An 18,656-nucleotide genomic window follows, 5' to 3' on the forward strand; every position below is an offset into this window, starting at 1 on the left:
CCGCGTTTCAGCCAATGGCGACTACAGCAGGCTGCTCGCGGCGGCTCGCTGCATGGACATGCGAAGACAACAATTCGATTAGCGAATCGGCGATCATCTGCGAACGCAGGGACAAAAGGCTGAAGGAGCCGGCGTCTCCGAATCCGTGGCTTGACTCGCAGAGGCCATTGACAAAGATTGGCAGTGAACGAGGGCCATCCGTCATTCGATAGTCCCGCGACAGCGAAAGCACATTTCGCTCACCGCCAAGGCCGATCGCGATCTTACGCAGAAGGGGTGGAAATCGCTCTTCGTGTTCGCCCAATCCGAGGTTTCGGAACCCCGTCGCCAGAACAACGGCGTCAACCGATAGACTGGTCCTCTCGAAACTTCCACGATCCTCCAAGAGCAACTCAACAGTACCGCTTTTGGCTTGGCTGACGGCGACGACGCTGCAATTTGTGCGAAGCGATATCTGCCGCCGACCATCAAGATCGTGCTCATATAGCTTGCAGTATAACTGCTCGATGACATCCCTATCTGCGGAGCCATAATTGCTGCGGCGTAGCTCTGCCCAGAGCTCCTGCCGTCTTAGGCTGCTGGAGCGGTAGAACGTCTCTACAAACTGCGGGAAATAGATCTCCTCGGTAAATGGACTGGTGTCCTTAAGCTGATAACCAAATCCCCGATGCAAGTTCACTATATCGACCGGCGGTGTCACGCTCGCCAGGTCAAGCGTGATCTCGACAGCACTCTGGCTGCCCCCAACGACGCAGACCGACTTAACCGCTTCGTCGCGTCGCCATCGCTCCCGGGCGGGTAGATAATCCGTGAAGTGGACGATACGATCCCCAAGGTACGTCGAAAACACTGCCGGAACTGCCGGAGTACGGCCCGGCGCGAACGAGATCGATCGCGCGCGAAGGGTGCGACCATCGGCCAAATGAACAACGGCAACTTGCGTCTGCTGATGAGGTACGCCTTCCAACGAAATATCGATCACGTCGGACCCGTACGACACGCAGTGATCGAATTGATTGGCGACCCACCGAACGTACGCCGCATATTCTTTGCGGAGCGGAAAGGCTGTAGGTAGATTGAGGAATTGAAAGAGGCGATCTTCGGATTTAAGAAAGTTGAGGAAACTGAATCGGCTCAAGGGGTTGCGTGGAGTAACGAAGTCCCGAAGTGGGTTGTGCTGTATGTCGGCTCCGTCGAGCAACATTCCCGGTTGCCAGTCTGGCGCTTCGCGGCGCTCTAGAAACAGCGCGGATCCGTTCCATCCGACTTCTTCTAAGGCGACGGCCAAGCCGATGTTCGCTGGGCCGAAGCCAACTCCGACAAGATCAAAAAGGTCTGATTGCTCTCTGGTCATCTGGAACCGCTCCTTCCGACGGACGATGCAGCCGGCTGTAAGACGACGGTCGGCACATGAGTATATTGACTACTACGCGGGTTCGGCGGCTGGTTGCCAACACGAAGGGCGTTAGCTGGCCCGGCGTTGTAACGTCTCCACATCACCGGCGGTCGTTAGGCATTCCAATTCGATGATCTCCTCCAGCCGGCCGAGAGCCTCGATTAACGTCGCGGATGGAATATTGAGCGCCGGCAGAAACTTGAGTACGTCGTCCCGACTTCCGCTGACTTCAATGATGATATCGCGTTGGAACGCCTTTCTGGCAACGATAGTCGCCAGCCTGTCGTCGGCGAACGCCAGGCCTCGCAATAAGCCGCGGCCGCGGACTTCCGCGGCGCCGCGTGGGAGACGCTCCACGAGCGCCGAAAGCCACTCGTCCAAGAGAGCGATGTTCTGGTCCAAAGCTCTCAGGAACCCCGGGTCCCGCCAGTACGCGAGCGCCGCGCGCCCAGCTACGAAGGCAAGATTGTGCCCCCGAAAGGTACCGTTGTGCTCGCCTGGATCGAACACATCATGCCTTGGCTTGATCAATAACAATGACATCGGAAGGCCGAAGCCGCTGATCGACTTCGAGAGGCAAACGACGTCCGGATAAATTCCTGCCGGCTCAAAGCTCAGGAAGTGACCAGTTCTGCCGCAACCGGCTTGGATGTCGTCCACGATCAGCAAGCTCCCATGTTCTGTTGCGAGACCAGCGAGCTGCTTCAGCCATTCGAAACTCGCGGCAATCGCGCCTCCTTCTCCCTGTACGGTCTCGACGAGGAACGCGGCGGGCGGATCAAAGCCGCTGCTAGGATCCCGCAAAAGGGTAGAGATCAGATCGATAGTATCGATGGTGGCGCCGAAGTAGTTGTCGTACGGATAGCGATCTCCGAGAGAGAGTGGAGCGCCGGCGCCACGACGTTTGCGCCTGGAACCTGTGGTGGCGAGTGCACCCAGCGACATACCATGAAAGCCGTTCGTGAAACACGCAACGTTGGCTCTCCCAGTTACCTTGCGCGCGAGCTTCAGAGCTGCTTCGACAGCATTCGTCCCGGTCGGCCCCGGGAACATTAGCCTGTACTCGAGCTGCTTCGGACTAAGGATCAGGCTGCTGAAGTCGGACAGAAAGCTATTCTTAGCTTCGGTCCGAAGGTCTAGCCCATGCACGATGCCGTCGGCAGCAATGTAATCTAGTAACTGTTGCTTAATTTCCGGAGGGTTGTGCCCATAGTTCAGCGCGCCGGCCCCTGAGAAGAGGTCGATGTACTGGCGCCCGGTCGTGTCCCACATGTAGGACCCGCGGGCGCGCGAGAAATCTGCTGGAAACGACCTGCAATAGTACCGAACATTCGACTCAATCGCGTCGCTCACGTGCTGCATTCGTCCCTCCCACTGGGAATTGTCGTGCGCAGAATGCGGGTGATGGTCGTTTTGCTCTATCGTCACTCGTTCCGCTAGCTACGGTCGGAAGAGAGCACATCACGATCTGAAATGCGCCTGTCTGAAGTTACAGGTCGCACGCGGTCAACTACGGCAGTCCATTTGGGGTGCAAGCGCTCTTCCGCGGCGTCGATCAATAGTGTCCGAAAACCGCGAGATCCGCCCGCCGCAAGATGTTAATCTCGGGCATGATGAACGATGGGCGCGCGACGCTTCGTTTGCGTAGTTGTGGCATGCAATATCCTGAGTGGAGCGCGACGTGGCACGGCGGTGCTCGCGTATGACAGCAGCCGACCGAACGAAAAGAGCTGGAGAATAGGCGTGAGTGAAACGGCTAGAGGTCGGATAGTGGACTGCAGCTTCCGTGTCTATCATCGAGACATCGATATGCGCGGGCTGCTACATAATGGAAGTTACGTCGCCTATTTTGAGTCAGCCGCCAACGACATGTTGCGTCGCTCCGGAGTGCTGGGGTTCTTTAAGCCGACGCTAGGTGCTTTTGCGTGGGTCGTTCGGCGGGTCGAGCTATCTTTTAACCGCCCCCTAGCAATCGACGACCTGCTCCACGTCGGCGTCACAGTATCCCGTGTCGGGAAGAGCAGTCTGCTGTTCGGTGGACGAATCGACCGAGACGGAGACAGCTTCGCTGGCGATCCTAGCGTGTCCGCATCCATCGTATGGGTATACGTCGATACGGCAGCGCAGGGGGCGGCGCCGATACCAGACGAAGCGCGCGCGGCCCTCCTCCCACTCGTATCGACCAGTTGATCGCGTCTCCTTCGAGACCCTCTTGAGAATCTAAGGTAACAACGAAGGACGCCGTAATGCATCAGCACCAGAGCAGCGAGAGCTATCCCCTGATAAGCGACGAAAAGCTACGATACGCGGACACGGACCGCTTGGGACACATCAACAATACCGTGTTCGCGATGCTATTCGAAACAGGCTATGTTGAACTGCTCTATGGCGACCGCGCCCCAAAGATTGACGAGCAAAGCTTGTTTAGACCTACTCAGCTTACGATCGAGTTCCTCGGTGAAACCGCGTGGCCAGGAGCAGTCAAAATCGGTACTCGCGTTAGAGAGATTCGGGACAGCTCCGTTGACCTTGAACAGGCCATGTTTCAGGAACATCGCTGCGTTGCGACTGCCAAGTGTACAGCCACGCTATTCAATGTAGCAACAGGCCAACCATGCTCGTTGCCACCCATCGTTCAGCATTACCTGGAGCAATCTTTGGGGTCGACGTAGGCACTGCGTAAGTTAGACGCTGATGAGGCCCGTTCAGACCAGAGAGCCGGATGATGCTGACAGTGGGTTGATCGCCTAAGACACGAGGCTTACGTACTATGAACCTGCAGTTTACATCGAGAGAGCTCTTGTTTCGCGACGAAGTACGCGACTTCTTGTTAAGCTCAGTACCGCGAGATATCAGCCGTAAACTCCGGAACGATCACCGTCTCTCGAAAGACGACATTGTCAGGTGGCAGCAGATACTAAATGCCAAGGGATGGGCCGTTCCACACTGGCCAGTAGAGTGGGGCGGCACTCGTTGGACGTCGGTAGAGCGTTACATTTTCCGCGAAGAGATGCAGGCATTTCCTGCCCCACCTCCTCTGGATTTTGCTGTCGACATGATAGGCCCGCTGCTCATTGCTCGCGGGTCAGATGAGCAGAAGCGGAGATTTCTCCCGCGCATTGCGAATTTGGACGATTGGTGGTGCCAGGGATTCTCCGAACCTGGTGCGGGATCCGATCTCGCTGCGCTAAAGACATCGGCGCGCCGCGACGGGAACAAATATGTCCTGAACGGGCAGAAAATTTGGACAACCATGGCGCACTATGCCGATTGGATGTTCTGCTTGGCTCGAACCGCACATGGTGAAAAGAAGCAGAGTGGAATTTCATTCCTTTTGGTGAATATGAAGTCAGCGGGGATCACTGTACGCCCCATCATTACGATGGAAGGCGATCACGAAGTGAACGAAGTGTTTTTCGACGATGTGCAGGTCCCGGCGGAGAACCTCGTTGGTGAGCAGGATCGTGGCTGGGACTGTGCCAAATTCTTGCTCAGTAACGAGCGAACTACCATCGCGCGCGTGGGTGTATCGAAGGCACGCATACGTCGTATTAAGGAGCTTGCAGCTTCGGAGCATCGTAGGGGTCAACCGATGATCGAAGACCGTCGGTTTCGCGAGAGACTTGCTGCGCTAGAGGTCGAACTCAAGGCACTTGAGATGACACAGCTTCGCTTCCTCGCCGGTGAGGAAATCGACGGTAGAACGGGTGCGTCGGACGCCACAGCGTCATTGCTGAAGATTAAGGGCGCGGAGATCCAACAGGCGACTACGGAGCTGCTATTGGAGCTTGCGGGCCCCTTTGCCACGCCTTTCGCCGGCGACGAACAGCAGATGACCGACGACGACGGCGGGAGAGGACTGTTTGTTTCTCCAGAATGGGCCACTCGAGCGGCACCAACTTATTTTCATTGGCGGAAGATGTCGATTTATGGCGGCTCCGACGAGATTCAGCGCAACATCCTCGCGAGGGGAATTTTTGGCGGATAGGGCGGACAATCATGGATTTCCGGCTTACAGAAGAGCAACGCTTGCTCAAGGATACTTTGGCCCGGCTTCTTGCCGAGCTCTATACCTTCGATCGCCGTAAGTGCTATCAACTTGAAGCAGATGGTTGGAGCCGTGTCGTATGGGCACGTCTGGCCGATCTCGGCATTTTGGGGTCCTCGCTTCCAGAGCGCTTTGGCGGCACTGGCGGTGGTCCGGTTGAAACCATGATCATCATGAACGCTATCGGCCGCTGCCTCCTTCTCGAGCCGTTTTTTGCAACAGTGGTGCTTGGGGGGAATCTTCTCTCGCTCGGCGCCAATGAAGCCCAGAAGGCGCAGCTGTTGCCAGCCCTGGCAAGCGGAAAGCTCTTACTAGCATTTGCTCACACGGAGCGGCACTCACGGTACGACCTAGCAAATGTAGGCACCAGAGCCAGACGAGATGGCTCACAATGGGTGTTGAACGGAGAGAAGTGCGTCGTTCTCCACGGCGACGTCGCAGGCAAGCTATTGGTTTCGGCTCGATCAGGGGGTACAGATCAGTACGACGAGGACGGCATAAGCCTGTTCTTGGTCGATGCTGAGCTCAGCGGCGTGCGCCGGACAGGCTACCGGACTCAGGATGGATTGCGGGCCGCTTCCGTGTCCTTAACGGACGTCCGGCTTAGTTCTGATGCGCTCGTCGGGTCAGCCGGCGCGGCGTTCCCGCTGATCGAGGAGGTTGCCCATCAGGGCATCGCGGCTGTCTGTGCCGAGATGGTCGGAGCCATGGAGGAGATGCATGAACAGACGGTCGAATATCTCAAGACGCGCGTTCAATTTGGCGCGACGTTAAGCAAATTTCAGGTGCTCCAACATCGCGCGGTCGACATGCTGATGGCGGTGGAGCAGGCAAGGAGCATGGCGATGTTTGCGACCATGATGCTTGGCGAGAAAGGCTCGGCTGAGCGCCGTCGGGCGATGTCGGCCGCGAAGATCCAGGTTGGCCGATCGAGCCGCTTTGTTGGTCAGCAGGCCATCCAGCTCCACGGTGGAATTGGTATGACAATGGATTGCAAAATTGGGCACTACTTTAAACATGCGACGTTGCTGGATCTGCAATTCGGCGGCGCCGATCTCCATTTGCAGGAGCTTGCAGAAATGGGAGGGCTGACGCCGAGGGTTTTGCCTTTGCCCGAATGACAGAGGTGTCAAGCGGGGCGAGCTGACCCGTGAAATCATCCGAACGGTATCGCGCTCGTAGGATGGAGCAAGAAGGGTGGAGCTGCCCTAGACAACAAACTTTAGCGGAAGGTCCGTTGACGTAATGAAGGTCCGTTGACGTAATTGGGGAACTGCTGTCCTTCATGTGTTTGCGGTTTGGAGCGAATTCCTAGCTCTCGGAGTTCTCTCCAACTTGGCACGGTGAGGTCGATATTCTTGGAGGCCAAGTGCCGTTAGAGCGGCTTTTCGAGCGGGATGTCGATCTCCTGCTCGCCGAAGAATTAGCAGTCAATCCGATATTCGTCGACCGTCCAAAGTCCGTGACAAAATTTGCCAGCGTGTCCGCGATCCTGACCGAGTTTCTGGGCCTCGAAGAGCGACAGCCTTGGGGAGCCGGACCTAGTTATGATTTATCAGCGCGACGAGGGAAATCGCTTTGCACTGCTCATTCAGGACAAGATTGAGGCGAGCCTACAACCCGTACAGGCAGAACGGTGCCGAACGCGCGCCGGGCGGGAACGGTCGCTAGGCATCTATTCCGACTTCCAAATCATGCTGTGCATGCCTGGGTTCTATCTGAGCAAGCAGGAAGACCTCGCCGGCTTCGATCTAAGGGTTTCGTTGGAGCCACTCGCGGAGTTTCTCGACGCCGACGATTCCCGATCGAAGTATCGCGCGACCTTTCTCAGGGTGTTATCCGGGGTGCAAATTTGACCCCTGAGCTGGGGGATCAGCGTCCAAAGATGCCCCCCGATTGTTGGCCGTAGCAGGCTGCCCGCTTCAGGTTGAAGCGGGTGGTCAGGGGTGCTGGTTGTGGAGACGATTGCGCGGACAAGGCGCGAGCACTTCGTCAAGGGTCAGACGATCAAGGAGATTGCCCGGGACCTCAAGGTCTCGCGGAACACAGTCCGCAAGGTGCTGCGGTCGGGCGAGACATCATTCGAGTACGAGCGCGCGGTGCAGCGGCGGCCGAAGCTTGGGCAATGGACGAACGAACTCGAGCGATTGTTGTCGGCCAATGCGGCGAAGGCATCACGCTAACAGCCGACGCTGATCCGGATCTTCGAGGAGCTGCGCGGCCGAGGCTATGATGGCAGCTACGACGCCGTCAGGCGCTACGCCAGGCGCTGGGCCAAGGAACAGGGCGAGGCCACGGCGGCGGCCTATGTGCCGCTGAGCTTTGCGCCGGGTGAGGCCTACCAGTTCGACTGGAGCCACGAGATCGTTCTGTTGAACGGGGTCACGGTGACCGTGAAGGTCGCCCATATCCGGCTCTGTCACAGCCGTATGCTGTTCGTCCGCGCCTATCCGCGCGAGTCGCAGGAGATGGTGTTCGACGCTCACGACCGGGCGTTCGCCTTGTTCAAGGGCGCCTGCCGTCGCGGCATCTACGACAACATGAAGACCGCGGTCGAGACGGTGTTCGTCGGCAAGGACCGGCAGTACAATCGCCGCTTCCTGCAGATGTGCAGCCATCATCTGGTCGAGCCGGTCGCCTGTACGCCTGCTTCGGGCTGGGAGAAAGGCCAGGTCGGCCTGGTCCGCGAGCGCTTCTTCGCGCCTCGGCTGCGGTTCAGGAGTTATGAGGAGCTGAACGCCTGGCTACTCGACAAGTGCGTCGCTTACGCCAAGGCGCATCGCCATCCCGAGCTGGCGGAGCAGACGATCTGGGAGGTGTTCGAGGCCGAACGCCCCAAGCTCGTCCCCTATGCCGGACAGTTCGATGGCTTCCATGCCGTGCCGGCCTCGGTCTCGAAGACGTGCCTAGTCCGCTTCGACAGCAACAAGTACTCGGTGGCGGCGAGCGCCGTCGGCCGCCCGGTCGAGGTCCATGCCTATGCGGACCGCATCGTCATCCGCCAGGACGGCAAGATGGTCGCTGAGCACAGCCGCGCGTTCGGCCAAGGCGAGACGCTCTACGACTCCTGGCACTACGTCCCGGTGCTTGCCCGCAAGCCCGGGGCTTTGCGCAACGGTGCGCCCTTCAAGGACTGGGTGCTGCCGGCTGCGATGGAGCGCGTGCGGCGAAGGCTTGCCAGTGTCGACGATGGCGGCCGGCAGATGGTCGATATCCTCACCGCCGTGCTGACCGATGGCCTGCCGGCGGTCGAGGCTGCCTGCACCGAGGCGATCGCCGAGGGCGTCCACTCCGCCGACGGCATTCTCAACATCCTGGCGCGCCGGCGCGATCCGGAACCGCCTCCCACCATCTTCACGCACGCCGCGCTGACCCTTCGCCACGCCCCGGTCGCCGATTGCGCCCGTTACGATAACCTCAGGAGAATCGTCTGATGGAACAATCCGAACTCTTCGATCTCATGGCTGAGCTCGAGCTCCGTGGCATGAAGGCCGCCTTCGACGAGATCATGGCCAACGCCGTCAAGCGCCAGCATGAACCCCAGCACACCATCGGCGAACTGCTGACGGCCGAGATCAGCGAGAAGCAGGCCCGCTCGATTAATTGCCAGCTCACCATCGCCAAGCTGCCGCTGGCCAGGGATCTCGGCGACTTCCAGTTCGAGGCACGCCGATCAACGCGGCTCTGGTGCGCGATCTCGCCGCTGGGAGCTTCCTCGCTCAGCAGCGTAACGCCGTCCTGATCGGCGGCACCGGAACCGGAAAGACGCATCTGGCCATCGCCGTTGCCCGCAGCTGCATCCGTGCCGGTGCCCGCGGCCGCTTCTTCAACGTCGTCGACGTCGTCAGCCGGATAGAATCCGAGACCCGCAGCGGCAGGCAGGGTCGGCTCGCCGACCACCTGACCCGCATGAACTTCGTCGTTCTCGACGAGCTCGGCCATCTGCCATTCGCCCAGTCCGGCGGCCAGCTGCTGTTCCACCTGATCAGCCGCCTATACGAGCGCACCTCGGTGATCGTCACCGCCACCCTGTCGTTGGGCGAATGGCCGACTGTCTTCACCGATGCCAAGATGGCGACCGCGCTGCTGGACCGCCTCACCCACCACTGTGACATCGTCGAAACCGGCAACGACAGCTGGCGCTTCAAGAGCCGCGACGACGATCATATCCCAACCCGCGCTCGCGGCGTCTCCGCAACCCCGACCAGCTCCGACACCGCGAACGCTACCGCCAAGACCTGTGGCCCAAGGGGGCCGAAATTGGACGCGAGGGCGATTTTGAACGCCGGTTGACACTTGGACGATGCTCCGCACACGCGATCGCTCGGCTGACATCCCATCAACATGCATCAACGAGAGCTGCTGGAAAAGTTAGATCTGTCCCCCCCGGCTCCCCCCCCCGGCGTGGTCCGCGTCCAACGCCTGCTTCCCCTTCGCGGCCCACAGCGCCCGCGCATGTTTGCCCTGATCACTTTGGAGCGTGTTGGCCATCCAAAGTAGCGCGCCGAGAATGGTCGCCCGATCGTCGCCGGTTAGGTCCACGACCCCAGCTTTGATGACGAGTCCGCCGAGTTCGATGAGACGCCGCGTGCGCTTGCGGCGCTCGACCTGCCAGGTGCGCATGTCATGCCGCGCCCCTGCGGCTTGGTGCCGCTTGCGCGCCGCTCGGTTGCGCCGGAGCGCCCTTCGTGTTGCGATCAACTGCCGGTGCAGATCGCCGCGCCCGGCTTTAGAACGCGGCCCCGCGCTTGGTCCAAGCCTCCCTCTTTCAGGCCTCCTTTGTCTCGCCCAGCACGACCAACGCGCCTGCCAGTTCATCGATGCTAAGGCTATCTGCCCCGGTGGCGATGACCAGCTCGCCGAGCCCGAGCACCTCGCGGTTCTTGAGGTCGCGTGTCTTGTCCTGAAGCGCCTTCAGTTCCCCATCAAAATCCCTTGGCGTACGCATGACATTCTCCTGCAATGTTGACTAGGCGACGATAGTTGAGCCCTCGGCAAAATGCTGTAGGGTCGACGGGACGACTTGAGACGGTCTAATCCCTCCCGAGAATTTTTCGAGGGAGGGCGCGCTTATACGTCGTTCCGACGTGCGCTTCGCTGTGCCAGTAGTCCGATCGCGATGGCGATCTATCATCTTCACGTCAAGGTCATTAGCCGGAAGGCCGGGAGCAGCGCGGTGGCTTCGGCCGCCTACCGCTCGGGCTCGCGGCTGCGCGATGAGCGGCTCGGCCGCGATCAGGATTTTTCCGGCAAGCGCGGCGTCGTCCATTCCGAGGTGATGCTGCCGGAGAATGCGCCGGAGACCTGGAGCGCCCGCGAGCGGCTCTGGAACGATGTCGAAGCGTTCGAGGTCCGCAAGGACGCCCAGCTGGCCCGCGAGGTCGAGTTCGCCCTTCCGCGCGAGCTTAGCGAGGCGCAGGGCATCGAGCTGGCGCGGGACTTCGTTCGGAGTGAATTCGTCGATCTCGGTATGATCGCCGACCTCAATGTGCATTGGGACAGAGCCGAGGACGGCCTGCCCAAGCCCCACGCCCATGTCATGCTGACGATGCGCTCGGTCGATCAGAACGGCTTTGGCCCAAAGGCACGGCACTGGAACCGCACCGAGTTGGTCGAGCACTGGCGGGAACGCTGGGCTGAGCTTGCCAACGAGCGGCTGGCCGAGCTCGACATCGACACGCGGATCGACCATCGCAGCCTGGAAGCGCAGGGCATCGCGCTCGAGCCGCAAAGCCAGATTGGCGCGCCGGCCAAGCGCATCGAGGTTCGGGGCATTGGGGGCGAAGTCAATGAGGCCGACCGGGCCGAAATGCATCGCGAGATCGCGCGGAACAATGGCGCGCGGATCATCGCCGATCCCTCGCTTGGGCTGGACGCCATCACCCAGCAGCAATCGACCTTCACACGCCGCGACCTGGCAAAGTTCGCGCACCGGCACAGTGACGGACTCGACCAGTTCAACGAGGTCATGGGTGCGATGCAGGGAGCGCCCGATCTGGTCGAGCTCGGCAAGGATGGGCGCGGCGAGGATCGGTTCACCACCCGCGGAATGATCGAGGTCGAACAGCGGCTGCACCGGGCGGCTGAGCGGATCGCGCAACGGCAGCGCCATGCGGTTCGCGACGTGGACCGGCGAGCCGCCTTGGCTCGTGCGGAAGCGCGAGGCCCGGTGCTTTCGGGTGAGCAGGCCGAGGCGCTTGCGCACGTTACGGATGGACGCGATCTCGGCGTCGTGGTCGGCCATGCCGGGACGGGAAAGAGCGCCATACTGGGGGTGGCGCGGGAGGCGTGGGAAGCGGCCGGCTTCGAGGTCCGGGGCGTGGCGCTGTCCGGCATTGCCGCAGAAAATCTCGAAAACGGATCGGGCATAGTGTCGCGCACGATCGCCGGCCTGGAGCATCGCTGGGAACACGGCCGTGATCTGCTCAATTCGCGCGATGTACTTGTCATCGACGAGGCAGGAATGGTCGGCACGCGCCAGCTCGAGCGCGTGCTGTCGCATGCGGCCGAAGCCGGCGCCAAGGTGGTGCTCGTCGGCGATCCGCAACAGCTGCAGGCGATCGAGGCGGGTGCTGCCTTCCGGTCGATCCATGAGCGTCACGGCGGCGCCGAAATCGGCGAAGTGCGCCGCCAGCGCGAGGACTGGCAACGCGACGCCACGCGCGATCTGGCGACCGGCAAGGTGGGCCATGCGCTGGAGGCCTACCGCGCCCACGGCATGGTGCGTGAGGCCGAGAGTCGCGAGCAGGCGCGCGGCGATCTGATCGAGCGCTGGGATCGTGATCGGCAGGCGTCACCGGATCGGAGCCGGATCATCCTAACCCACACGAACGGCGAGGTCCGCATCCTGAACGAGGCAGCGCGCGAGCGGATGCGGGCTGCGGGTGATCTCGGCAACGAGGTGCATGTGACAGTCGAGCGCGGCGCGAGAACATTTGCCAGCGGCGATCGCATCATGTTCCTGCAGAACGAGCGCGGGCTTGGTGTCAAGAACGGCACGCTCGGGACGATCGAGCAGGTCAGCGCGCAATCCATGACCGTGCAGACCGACGATGGCCGGTCCGTGCGCTTCGATCTGAAGGATTACAACCGGATCGACCATGGCTATGCCGCGACGATCCACAAGGCGCAGGGCATGACGGTCGACCGGGTCCATGTCCTGGCGACGCCCGGGATGGATGCCCACAGCAGCTATGTCACCTTGTCGCGGCACCGCGACGGCGTGGACCTGCATTATGGCCGCAACGATTTTGCCACTGCGGACCGGCTCACCCGCGCTCTGTCGCGCGATCGCGCCAAGGACATGGCCTCGGATTACGAGCGCGCCGATCCGCTCCAGAGCTTCGCCGAGCGGCGCGGGATCACGTTCCGCGAGCGCGTGGCCGAGATCGTGCGTAATCTCGTGCCGGAGAAGCTGCGCGACGTGTTCGACGGCCTGCGCTCACCTGCAGATACTCTCGGACCGGATGACGGACCGCGGCCAGGGCGGGACACGCCGGAACGGGAAAGCAGAGGGACGCCTGCCGAGCGGCGCGACATCGAAGCGCCGGAAAGGAAGGTGGCGGAAGTTCCCGAAGCGGACGTGCGCCGCGCGCGGACCCGGGCGCTCGTGCGCCACGCCCGCGCAGTGGACGCCATCTTCAAGGCGCAGGAGATGGGTGACGCGGCCAACCCTGCGCAAATGAAAGAGCTGCAGGAGGCCCGCCGGGCCTTCGATGACGTGCGGCCCTTTGGCGCGCGCGACGCTGAGGCCGCCTACAAGAAGAACCCAGAGCTGGCTCGCGAGGCGGCCGGTGGTCAAGTCAGCCGGGCTGTGCGCGCGCTCCAGCTTGAGACCGAACTGCGGATGGATCCGAGCCGCCGCGCCGACCGCTTCGTGGAGCGCTGGCAGAAGCTCGATCAGGCCAGCCGGCGTCAGTACAAGGCGGGCGATCTGGCTGGCTATAGGGCCACGCGCTCGGCAATGGGCGACATGGCCAAAAGCCTCGAACGCGAGCCACAGCTGGAATCGATGCTCGCCAGCCGCAAGCAGGACCTTGGCATCGCATCTGAGTCGGGCCGACGGCTCGGTCAGGAACTGGCCTTCGCCCATGGTATCGACCTCGGTCGAGGCCGGGGCCTCGGAATCTGATTCATCCCGTTTGCCGCCATTTCTACGCCACACCCGGCGACCTGCGAGATCCTCTTGTCTATCCGCAAGTGTTTGCCTGTCTGGTCTTAGAAGCTCTCAGAAACACCCAGCAAGAGGCATCGCCGCCGTGCGCGAACCAGACCGTATCATCCGGATGAAAACCGTCCTCGCCCGGACCGGGCTGTCCCGATCCACCATCTACCGCGAGATCGCCGAAGGCACGTTTCCACCGCAGATTAAAATCAGCATCAACGGATCAGGCTGGCACGAATTCGAGATCAACTGTTGGATCGCGGATCCAGTCAGATGGCGTCCAACATTAGACTCGATGACGAGTAGAGAAGCACTGTTGCAGGAACGCGGGTGAGCGCAAGATAGCCGGTCGGTTTCTGCAACGGCTATCCAGGGAGATCACTGCCGCGAACCTTCTGCTCCATGGTCATTCCGCGAGTCGTCCTGCAAGTATTAGCCACGCTTCGAAACTTTAGAGGGATCGACCTGCGCTGGTCTCACCGCGAAGGGAAGCGACACTCCTGCGACGCTGCACACGGCGTCGATCAGGAGCCGAAACGCTCGGGCTTCGAGGTCTAGACAATCCGGTGACACGGTCCAGTAGTGCGAGACAATGTGGGCTGCCAGACGAGCCTTTACCGCGATCCCCTCTATACCATCAGCTGGAGTTGCTAGGATTGCTCGCTCCATAGGCTCCATGCTAGCCAAGAAGGCCTCGATGCGAGCCATCGAAGCAGCTTCATCCATTTCCAAGGACGAAAGCTCTCGAGTTGCGGCATCATATTGCTTACCGAGCGCCAGCAGCTTCGCGTCGTGCCGCCTTCGACGCAACGCTCGGCGATTACAGCGCGGCAGATCTCGGATATTCCCCATGATCTGAAACCTGCTCCAAATTCAAAGTTTGCCCCTAGCAGCACCCCGAGGTGCATAATCGGGGAGCAATGTACCTCATAGTCATCATTTTGATACCTATAGCAAGTCGCCTCATAATCGTCAATCGGCTGGATATGCGTCGTGGAAAAGCGAACCCATAGACGCCGAGCAAGAGAGATCCTGGCCCGTAACATGCGAATGTTGCGAGCGGCCCAGGGTATTAGCCAAGAGACGCTGTCACACGACGCTGGGATCAACCGAACCTACGTCAGTTCGGTAGAGCGCTGCGAACGGAATGTGTCGATCGACAACATCGAAAAGATCGCCAAGGCATTAAAGATCGAGGTTTGGAAGTTGCTGAAGCCAGATTTGTTGGACGCCTAGCTCTTCGGGACAACAGTATTCCTTTGTGCATTTTAGCTGATCTGCTGTCCCAGGAACAAAAATGACCGAGCACGTTTAAGACGTATAAATAGCTAGACGTCGATGGACGGTTGGTAGCTTGCGAATGGCTTGGCGGCACACCAGATTGGCTGAAGCTCTGCGCGATGATCGCTCACGTACGAGACTGTGCAAGAAGTGACGACGTCGCGCGCAGTAGTAACCCGCACGCATAGCCGCAGTCACAAAGCTCGGCCACCGAACCGATGTCGGCGCCCTCGAGGAGAAGAGGGCTGGCGTTCGCTCCCTAGGGAACCCTGGGCAGATACGACGACGCCATTGGCCGACTACTGCTCGTCATCATGGGCCGCCGGGGCCAACACGGCAGAATGCCGACAACTGCTGGCCGCCCCCCGTTCTACTCACACTAACCGACGCTAAGCGACTGAGATTCCAAATTGCTCGACGGCCCTAGCATCTAATTGTGCCCGCGAGACGTTGATCATCTCATCAGCGATAAAACACTCTGCGGGACTTCAACGGCCTCCTTTGCGCGGGTCAGGGCAACGTAGAAGAGGCGCACTTCTGTAGGATCAGGACCATTGGTGGGCTTTCCCGGCTGGCTGCGTAGAAAATCATCCATGAGGCGGACTGCGCCGCGGCGGACCGGCTCGACGAGCTTACGTGCGGAACGATCCATTCCTTCTGTCACGATCTCCTTCTCACATACGCGGTGGAAGCGGCAATCGATCCCGGTGCGGAAATCCTCGACGGGGATCAGGCCGATTTCGCCTTCGACGCGATCTTCGACCGATGGTGGCGCGGCCGGCTGGATCGCGACGCGCCGACGTCGACGGGCGATCCCATCGCATCCGTCGCGCGCCGGGATCCGATCGGAGCCGAAGGATTGCTCTGCAGCTTCGCGAAATTCCGCCGACGCTATCGGTCCGGACGCCCCCTCCCCGCCGACCTCGATTCCGATGCCGACCTAGACCTCGCGGAAGCCGTGCGCGAATTCCGCCGGTGGTGCGATGGGGTCGACGTGCCGCCAGAAGCCGATCCGGACATCGTCGCGCTCGAGTCCTTGGTGGCGCATTTCCGCGGACGCTTCGATCCCATGCCCGACTTCGAAGGTCTATGGACGTTGGCCCATCCCGCGTGGCTTCCGATCATGCGGAAGGGAACGTTCGATCTGCGGGAGTATCAGCGACGGACCTTGTGGAAGAAGGCAGGCGGGAAGGAGAACGGCGATCGGCTGGCCGACGAGGCGGACGAACACTTCGCGCGATGCAAGCGGGCCTACGGCACGTTGATGGGGCGGATCGCGACCGCGATCATCGGAACGTTCTCCGCCGAGATCGAAGAAGTCTTGACGCAATACGAGGCGTTCAAGCGGCGAGCCGCCGTACTGGATTTCGACGATCTCCTGTTTACGTGCCGGGCCGTGCTGCGCGACAACGCCATCGTCCGCACGACCGCCGCGGCGCGATTCGGGCATCTGCTCGTAGACGAGTTTCAGGACACCGATCCCGTCCAGGCGTCTATCATCTTCCTGTTGTGCGGAACGTCCGACATCACATGCGCTTGGCACGAGCGGTCGCTGACGCCGGGAAATCTTTTCGTCGTCGGCGATCCGAAACAAGCCATCTATCGCTTTCGTGGCGCCGACCTAGCGACCTATCTCGTGGTGCGCGACGCGATCGCGAGACAATTTCCGGACAACATCCTCCGGGTGACAGCCAACTTCCGCTCCCGCGGCCAGATCCTGGATCACGTCAATCGCTGTTTCGAGGAACGGCTGTCGTCCCAGGACGCCGGCTACGTCGCGCTCCGCAACACCCGAGACGACGTCCGAGGCGGCGTGCCGTGCGTGGCTAAAGTCTCCGTTCAGCTTCCTCCGCAGACGAAAGTCGACGGCGCGCGCGACGAAGAGGCACAAGTCGTCGCCGGGGTATGCGCGCGGCTGATCGGCAATCTCGAGATCGAACTCAACGATGGCGAGAGACGGCGCTTGCGACCGGGCGACATCGCATTGCTGGCTCCGGTGTCGACGGATCTCTGGCGGTACGAACGCGCGCTGGAGGAAGCAGGTCTGCCGTTCGCCTCCCAGGCCGGCAAGAACCTCTTCAAGCGTCAAGAAGCCCAGGATCTCGTGGCCCTGATCCGCGCCTTGGCCGATACCCGGGATACGCTGGCTCTCGGTGCCCTGCTGCGGGGTCCGCTCGTAGGCCTTACAGAACAAGAATTGCTCGACATCACGGCGAGCATACCGGCCGAAGGCGACAGAATCGTCGGTCTGTCGCTGCGAACCGACCCGACCACTATCGGAAATCCGGTGGCGCGTGAGGTGCTGTCGATCTTGGGAGACCTGCGCCGGCGCATGAACGGCACGACGCCCGCTTCGATCCTCGCGGAGGCCATCGAGCGGCTGCAGATCCGCGCCGTCGTCGCGGCGCGCAGTGCCGACCAGGCCGCCCGTTCTCTCGCGAATATCGACGGCCTGATCGAGCGCGCGCGCAGCTATGACGTGCGCGGCTTCGTTCAATTCGCCAGGGACGTGGACGACGAGTGGTCGGGCGGATCGGGCTCGCCGGAAGGCATGATCGAGGCGGACGGCCAATCCATCGAGATCGTCACCGTGCACAGCTCGAAGGGCTTGGAATGGCCGGTCGTCATTCCGATCAACCGAGCCTCCATGCCGCGAAGGGCGGAAGCTTTCGTGCATCGGCGGCGCGACGAGAGCCTACACTGGGCTTTGGGGCAGATCGTGCCGCCTGGGTTGGGAGAAGCGCTGCAGACCGAAGAGGCCGAGAAGAGGGACGAGAACGTACGACTGCTCTACGTGGCGTGCACGCGCGCGATGGAGCTTCTAGTCATACCGGACTTCACATGGAGCAACGACGCCTCCTGGGCGAAGGTCTTGGATTTCAAGCTCGACACGATCCCGGAACTGAATATCGGCCGCTTCCCGCGTTCGCCGATCGTGTCGCAGCCGCCGGCCATCAACCTCCAGAGCGCGCAGATCTTCGCGGAGGAACGATCTCGCATCGATGCGGCGCCACACGTGCGTTGGATCAAGCCCAGCGACGGCGACCCGGACGTGATCACCGCTCCGTTGTCTCCAGATGCGGGTGGCAAGGGACCGGTCAGCCCTGCCGCGGCGATCGAGGGCGGATATATCCGCGGTATCCTCTTGCACAAATTCATGGAGGAGCTGATCACCGGAGAAATCGAGGAGGACGTGGCTGTCGTCACCAGCCGGTCGGCGGAGTTGCTCGCTCAACTATCGTCGATGTCGCCGACCGGAGCTGTCATCGAAGCGGCAGAAATCGCAACGACCGCGCTCGGGACGCTGCACCTTCCGGACATCATCGCATATCGTGGACGTATGGTCGCTGAAGTGCCGATTTACGCCGCCGCGTCCGCCGACCATCTCGTCGCGGGTCGAGCCGATGCCGTCGCGCACGACGACGAAGGACAGGTCGTATTCGACTGGAAAAGCGACGTCGCCCCGAATGAAGCCGAATCCGCCGGCGCAACTCTACGCAAAGAGCGAGTAGGCGCCCACTGGCTGGGCAGTGGCCCGCACTTTCGTTTTCGCAACGTGGCGTCGATAACGGTTTCGGCGGCATCTACCGCCAAGAGCTTGACTTCGTCATTACGGTCGGCACTGAAAACCCGAATGACACGCTCGATGGGGGCCAAGTCATGCCTGACGTCTATATACAGCAAGTTCTCAAACCTCACGACACGAGGGAGGCCAATACCTGTCGATATCGGCGATCGTCCAGACCCAACGTGATGGGGCGTCCGCA

The 18,656-nt window shown here is 61.0% G+C and carries 12 protein-coding genes and 3 pseudogenes; 11 read left to right on the plus strand and 4 right to left on the minus strand.

Features of this window, described 5'->3' with window-relative positions:
• Nucleotides 1–7: 7 nt before the first annotated feature.
• Complete coding sequence (locus tag BRAO375_RS32200; RefSeq protein WP_009031617.1) at nt 8–1,354, minus strand: SidA/IucD/PvdA family monooxygenase; 1,347 nt, start codon at nt 1,352–1,354, stop codon at nt 8–10.
• A gap of 111 nt (nt 1,355–1,465) precedes the next feature.
• The gene (gene ectB, locus BRAO375_RS32205; RefSeq protein ID WP_009031618.1) at nt 1,466–2,758 is read right to left on the minus strand and encodes a diaminobutyrate--2-oxoglutarate transaminase; all 1,293 of its coding nucleotides are present in this window, start codon (nt 2,756–2,758) and stop codon (nt 1,466–1,468) included.
• A gap of 258 nt (nt 2,759–3,016) precedes the next feature.
• Between ectB and BRAO375_RS39085 the strand changes: the two genes are divergently transcribed.
• The 7 genes and pseudogenes from BRAO375_RS39085 to istB form a co-directional block, all read left to right on the plus strand.
• Nucleotides 3,017–3,586 (plus strand): acyl-CoA thioesterase, encoded by a 570-nt coding sequence (locus BRAO375_RS39085; RefSeq protein ID WP_009031619.1) that lies wholly within the window; start codon nt 3,017–3,019, stop codon nt 3,584–3,586.
• A 56-nt stretch (nt 3,587–3,642) separates the two neighbouring features.
• On the plus strand, nt 3,643–4,068 hold the full coding sequence (locus tag BRAO375_RS39090; RefSeq protein ID WP_009031620.1) for an acyl-CoA thioesterase: 426 nt from the start codon (nt 3,643–3,645) through the stop codon (nt 4,066–4,068).
• 98 nt (nt 4,069–4,166) lie between these two features.
• Complete coding sequence (locus BRAO375_RS32220) at nt 4,167–5,384, plus strand: acyl-CoA dehydrogenase family protein (RefSeq protein WP_009031621.1); 1,218 nt, start codon at nt 4,167–4,169, stop codon at nt 5,382–5,384.
• 11 nt (nt 5,385–5,395) lie between these two features.
• Nucleotides 5,396–6,565 carry an acyl-CoA dehydrogenase family protein gene (locus BRAO375_RS32225; RefSeq protein WP_035643305.1) on the plus strand — a complete coding sequence of 390 codons (1,170 nt, stop codon included), beginning with the start codon at nt 5,396–5,398 and terminating at the stop codon, nt 6,563–6,565.
• 426 nt (nt 6,566–6,991) lie between these two features.
• Nucleotides 6,992–7,300, plus strand: a complete 309-nt coding sequence (locus BRAO375_RS32230; protein ID WP_009031624.1) for a hypothetical protein — start codon at nt 6,992–6,994, stop codon at nt 7,298–7,300.
• 90 nt (nt 7,301–7,390) lie between these two features.
• A pseudogene (gene istA / locus BRAO375_RS32235) lies at nt 7,391–8,878 on the plus strand (IS21 family transposase).
• A pseudogene (gene istB / locus BRAO375_RS32240) lies at nt 8,878–9,599 on the plus strand (IS21-like element helper ATPase IstB); the annotation flags it as partial. The pseudogenes istA and istB, both read left to right, overlap by 1 nt.
• A gap of 216 nt (nt 9,600–9,815) precedes the next feature.
• On the opposite strand, the gene BRAO375_RS32245 reads toward istB, so the two are convergent.
• Both BRAO375_RS32245 and BRAO375_RS32250 read right to left on the minus strand, forming a co-directional pair.
• A complete protein-coding gene (locus tag BRAO375_RS32245; protein ID WP_009031629.1) occupies nt 9,816–10,067 on the minus strand; it encodes a conjugal transfer protein TraD in 252 nt (83 codons plus the stop codon).
• Between the two features lies 1 nt (nt 10,068).
• A pseudogene (locus BRAO375_RS32250) lies at nt 10,069–10,392 on the minus strand (conjugal transfer protein TraD).
• A 171-nt stretch (nt 10,393–10,563) separates the two neighbouring features.
• On the opposite strand from BRAO375_RS32250, the gene traA reads away from it, so the two are divergent.
• From traA to BRAO375_RS32270, 4 genes are all read left to right on the plus strand, one after another.
• The gene (traA, locus tag BRAO375_RS32255) at nt 10,564–13,575 is read left to right on the plus strand and encodes a Ti-type conjugative transfer relaxase TraA (RefSeq protein ID WP_009031631.1); all 3,012 of its coding nucleotides are present in this window, start codon (nt 10,564–10,566) and stop codon (nt 13,573–13,575) included.
• Between the two features lie 127 nt (nt 13,576–13,702).
• Nucleotides 13,703–13,942: a helix-turn-helix transcriptional regulator gene (locus BRAO375_RS36790; protein WP_085964575.1), complete on the plus strand. Its 240-nt coding sequence runs from the start codon at nt 13,703–13,705 to the stop codon at nt 13,940–13,942.
• A gap of 659 nt (nt 13,943–14,601) precedes the next feature.
• A complete protein-coding gene (locus BRAO375_RS32265; RefSeq protein ID WP_009031634.1) occupies nt 14,602–14,844 on the plus strand; it encodes a helix-turn-helix domain-containing protein in 243 nt (80 codons plus the stop codon).
• 634 nt (nt 14,845–15,478) lie between these two features.
• Entirely contained in the window at nt 15,479–18,643 is a 3,165-nt protein-coding gene (locus tag BRAO375_RS32270; RefSeq protein WP_083842582.1) for a UvrD-helicase domain-containing protein, read from the plus strand.
• Nucleotides 18,644–18,656: the final 13 nt, after the last annotated feature.

The organism is Bradyrhizobium sp. ORS 375, assembly GCF_000239775.1.
Lineage (GTDB): Bacteria > Pseudomonadota > Alphaproteobacteria > Rhizobiales > Xanthobacteraceae > Bradyrhizobium.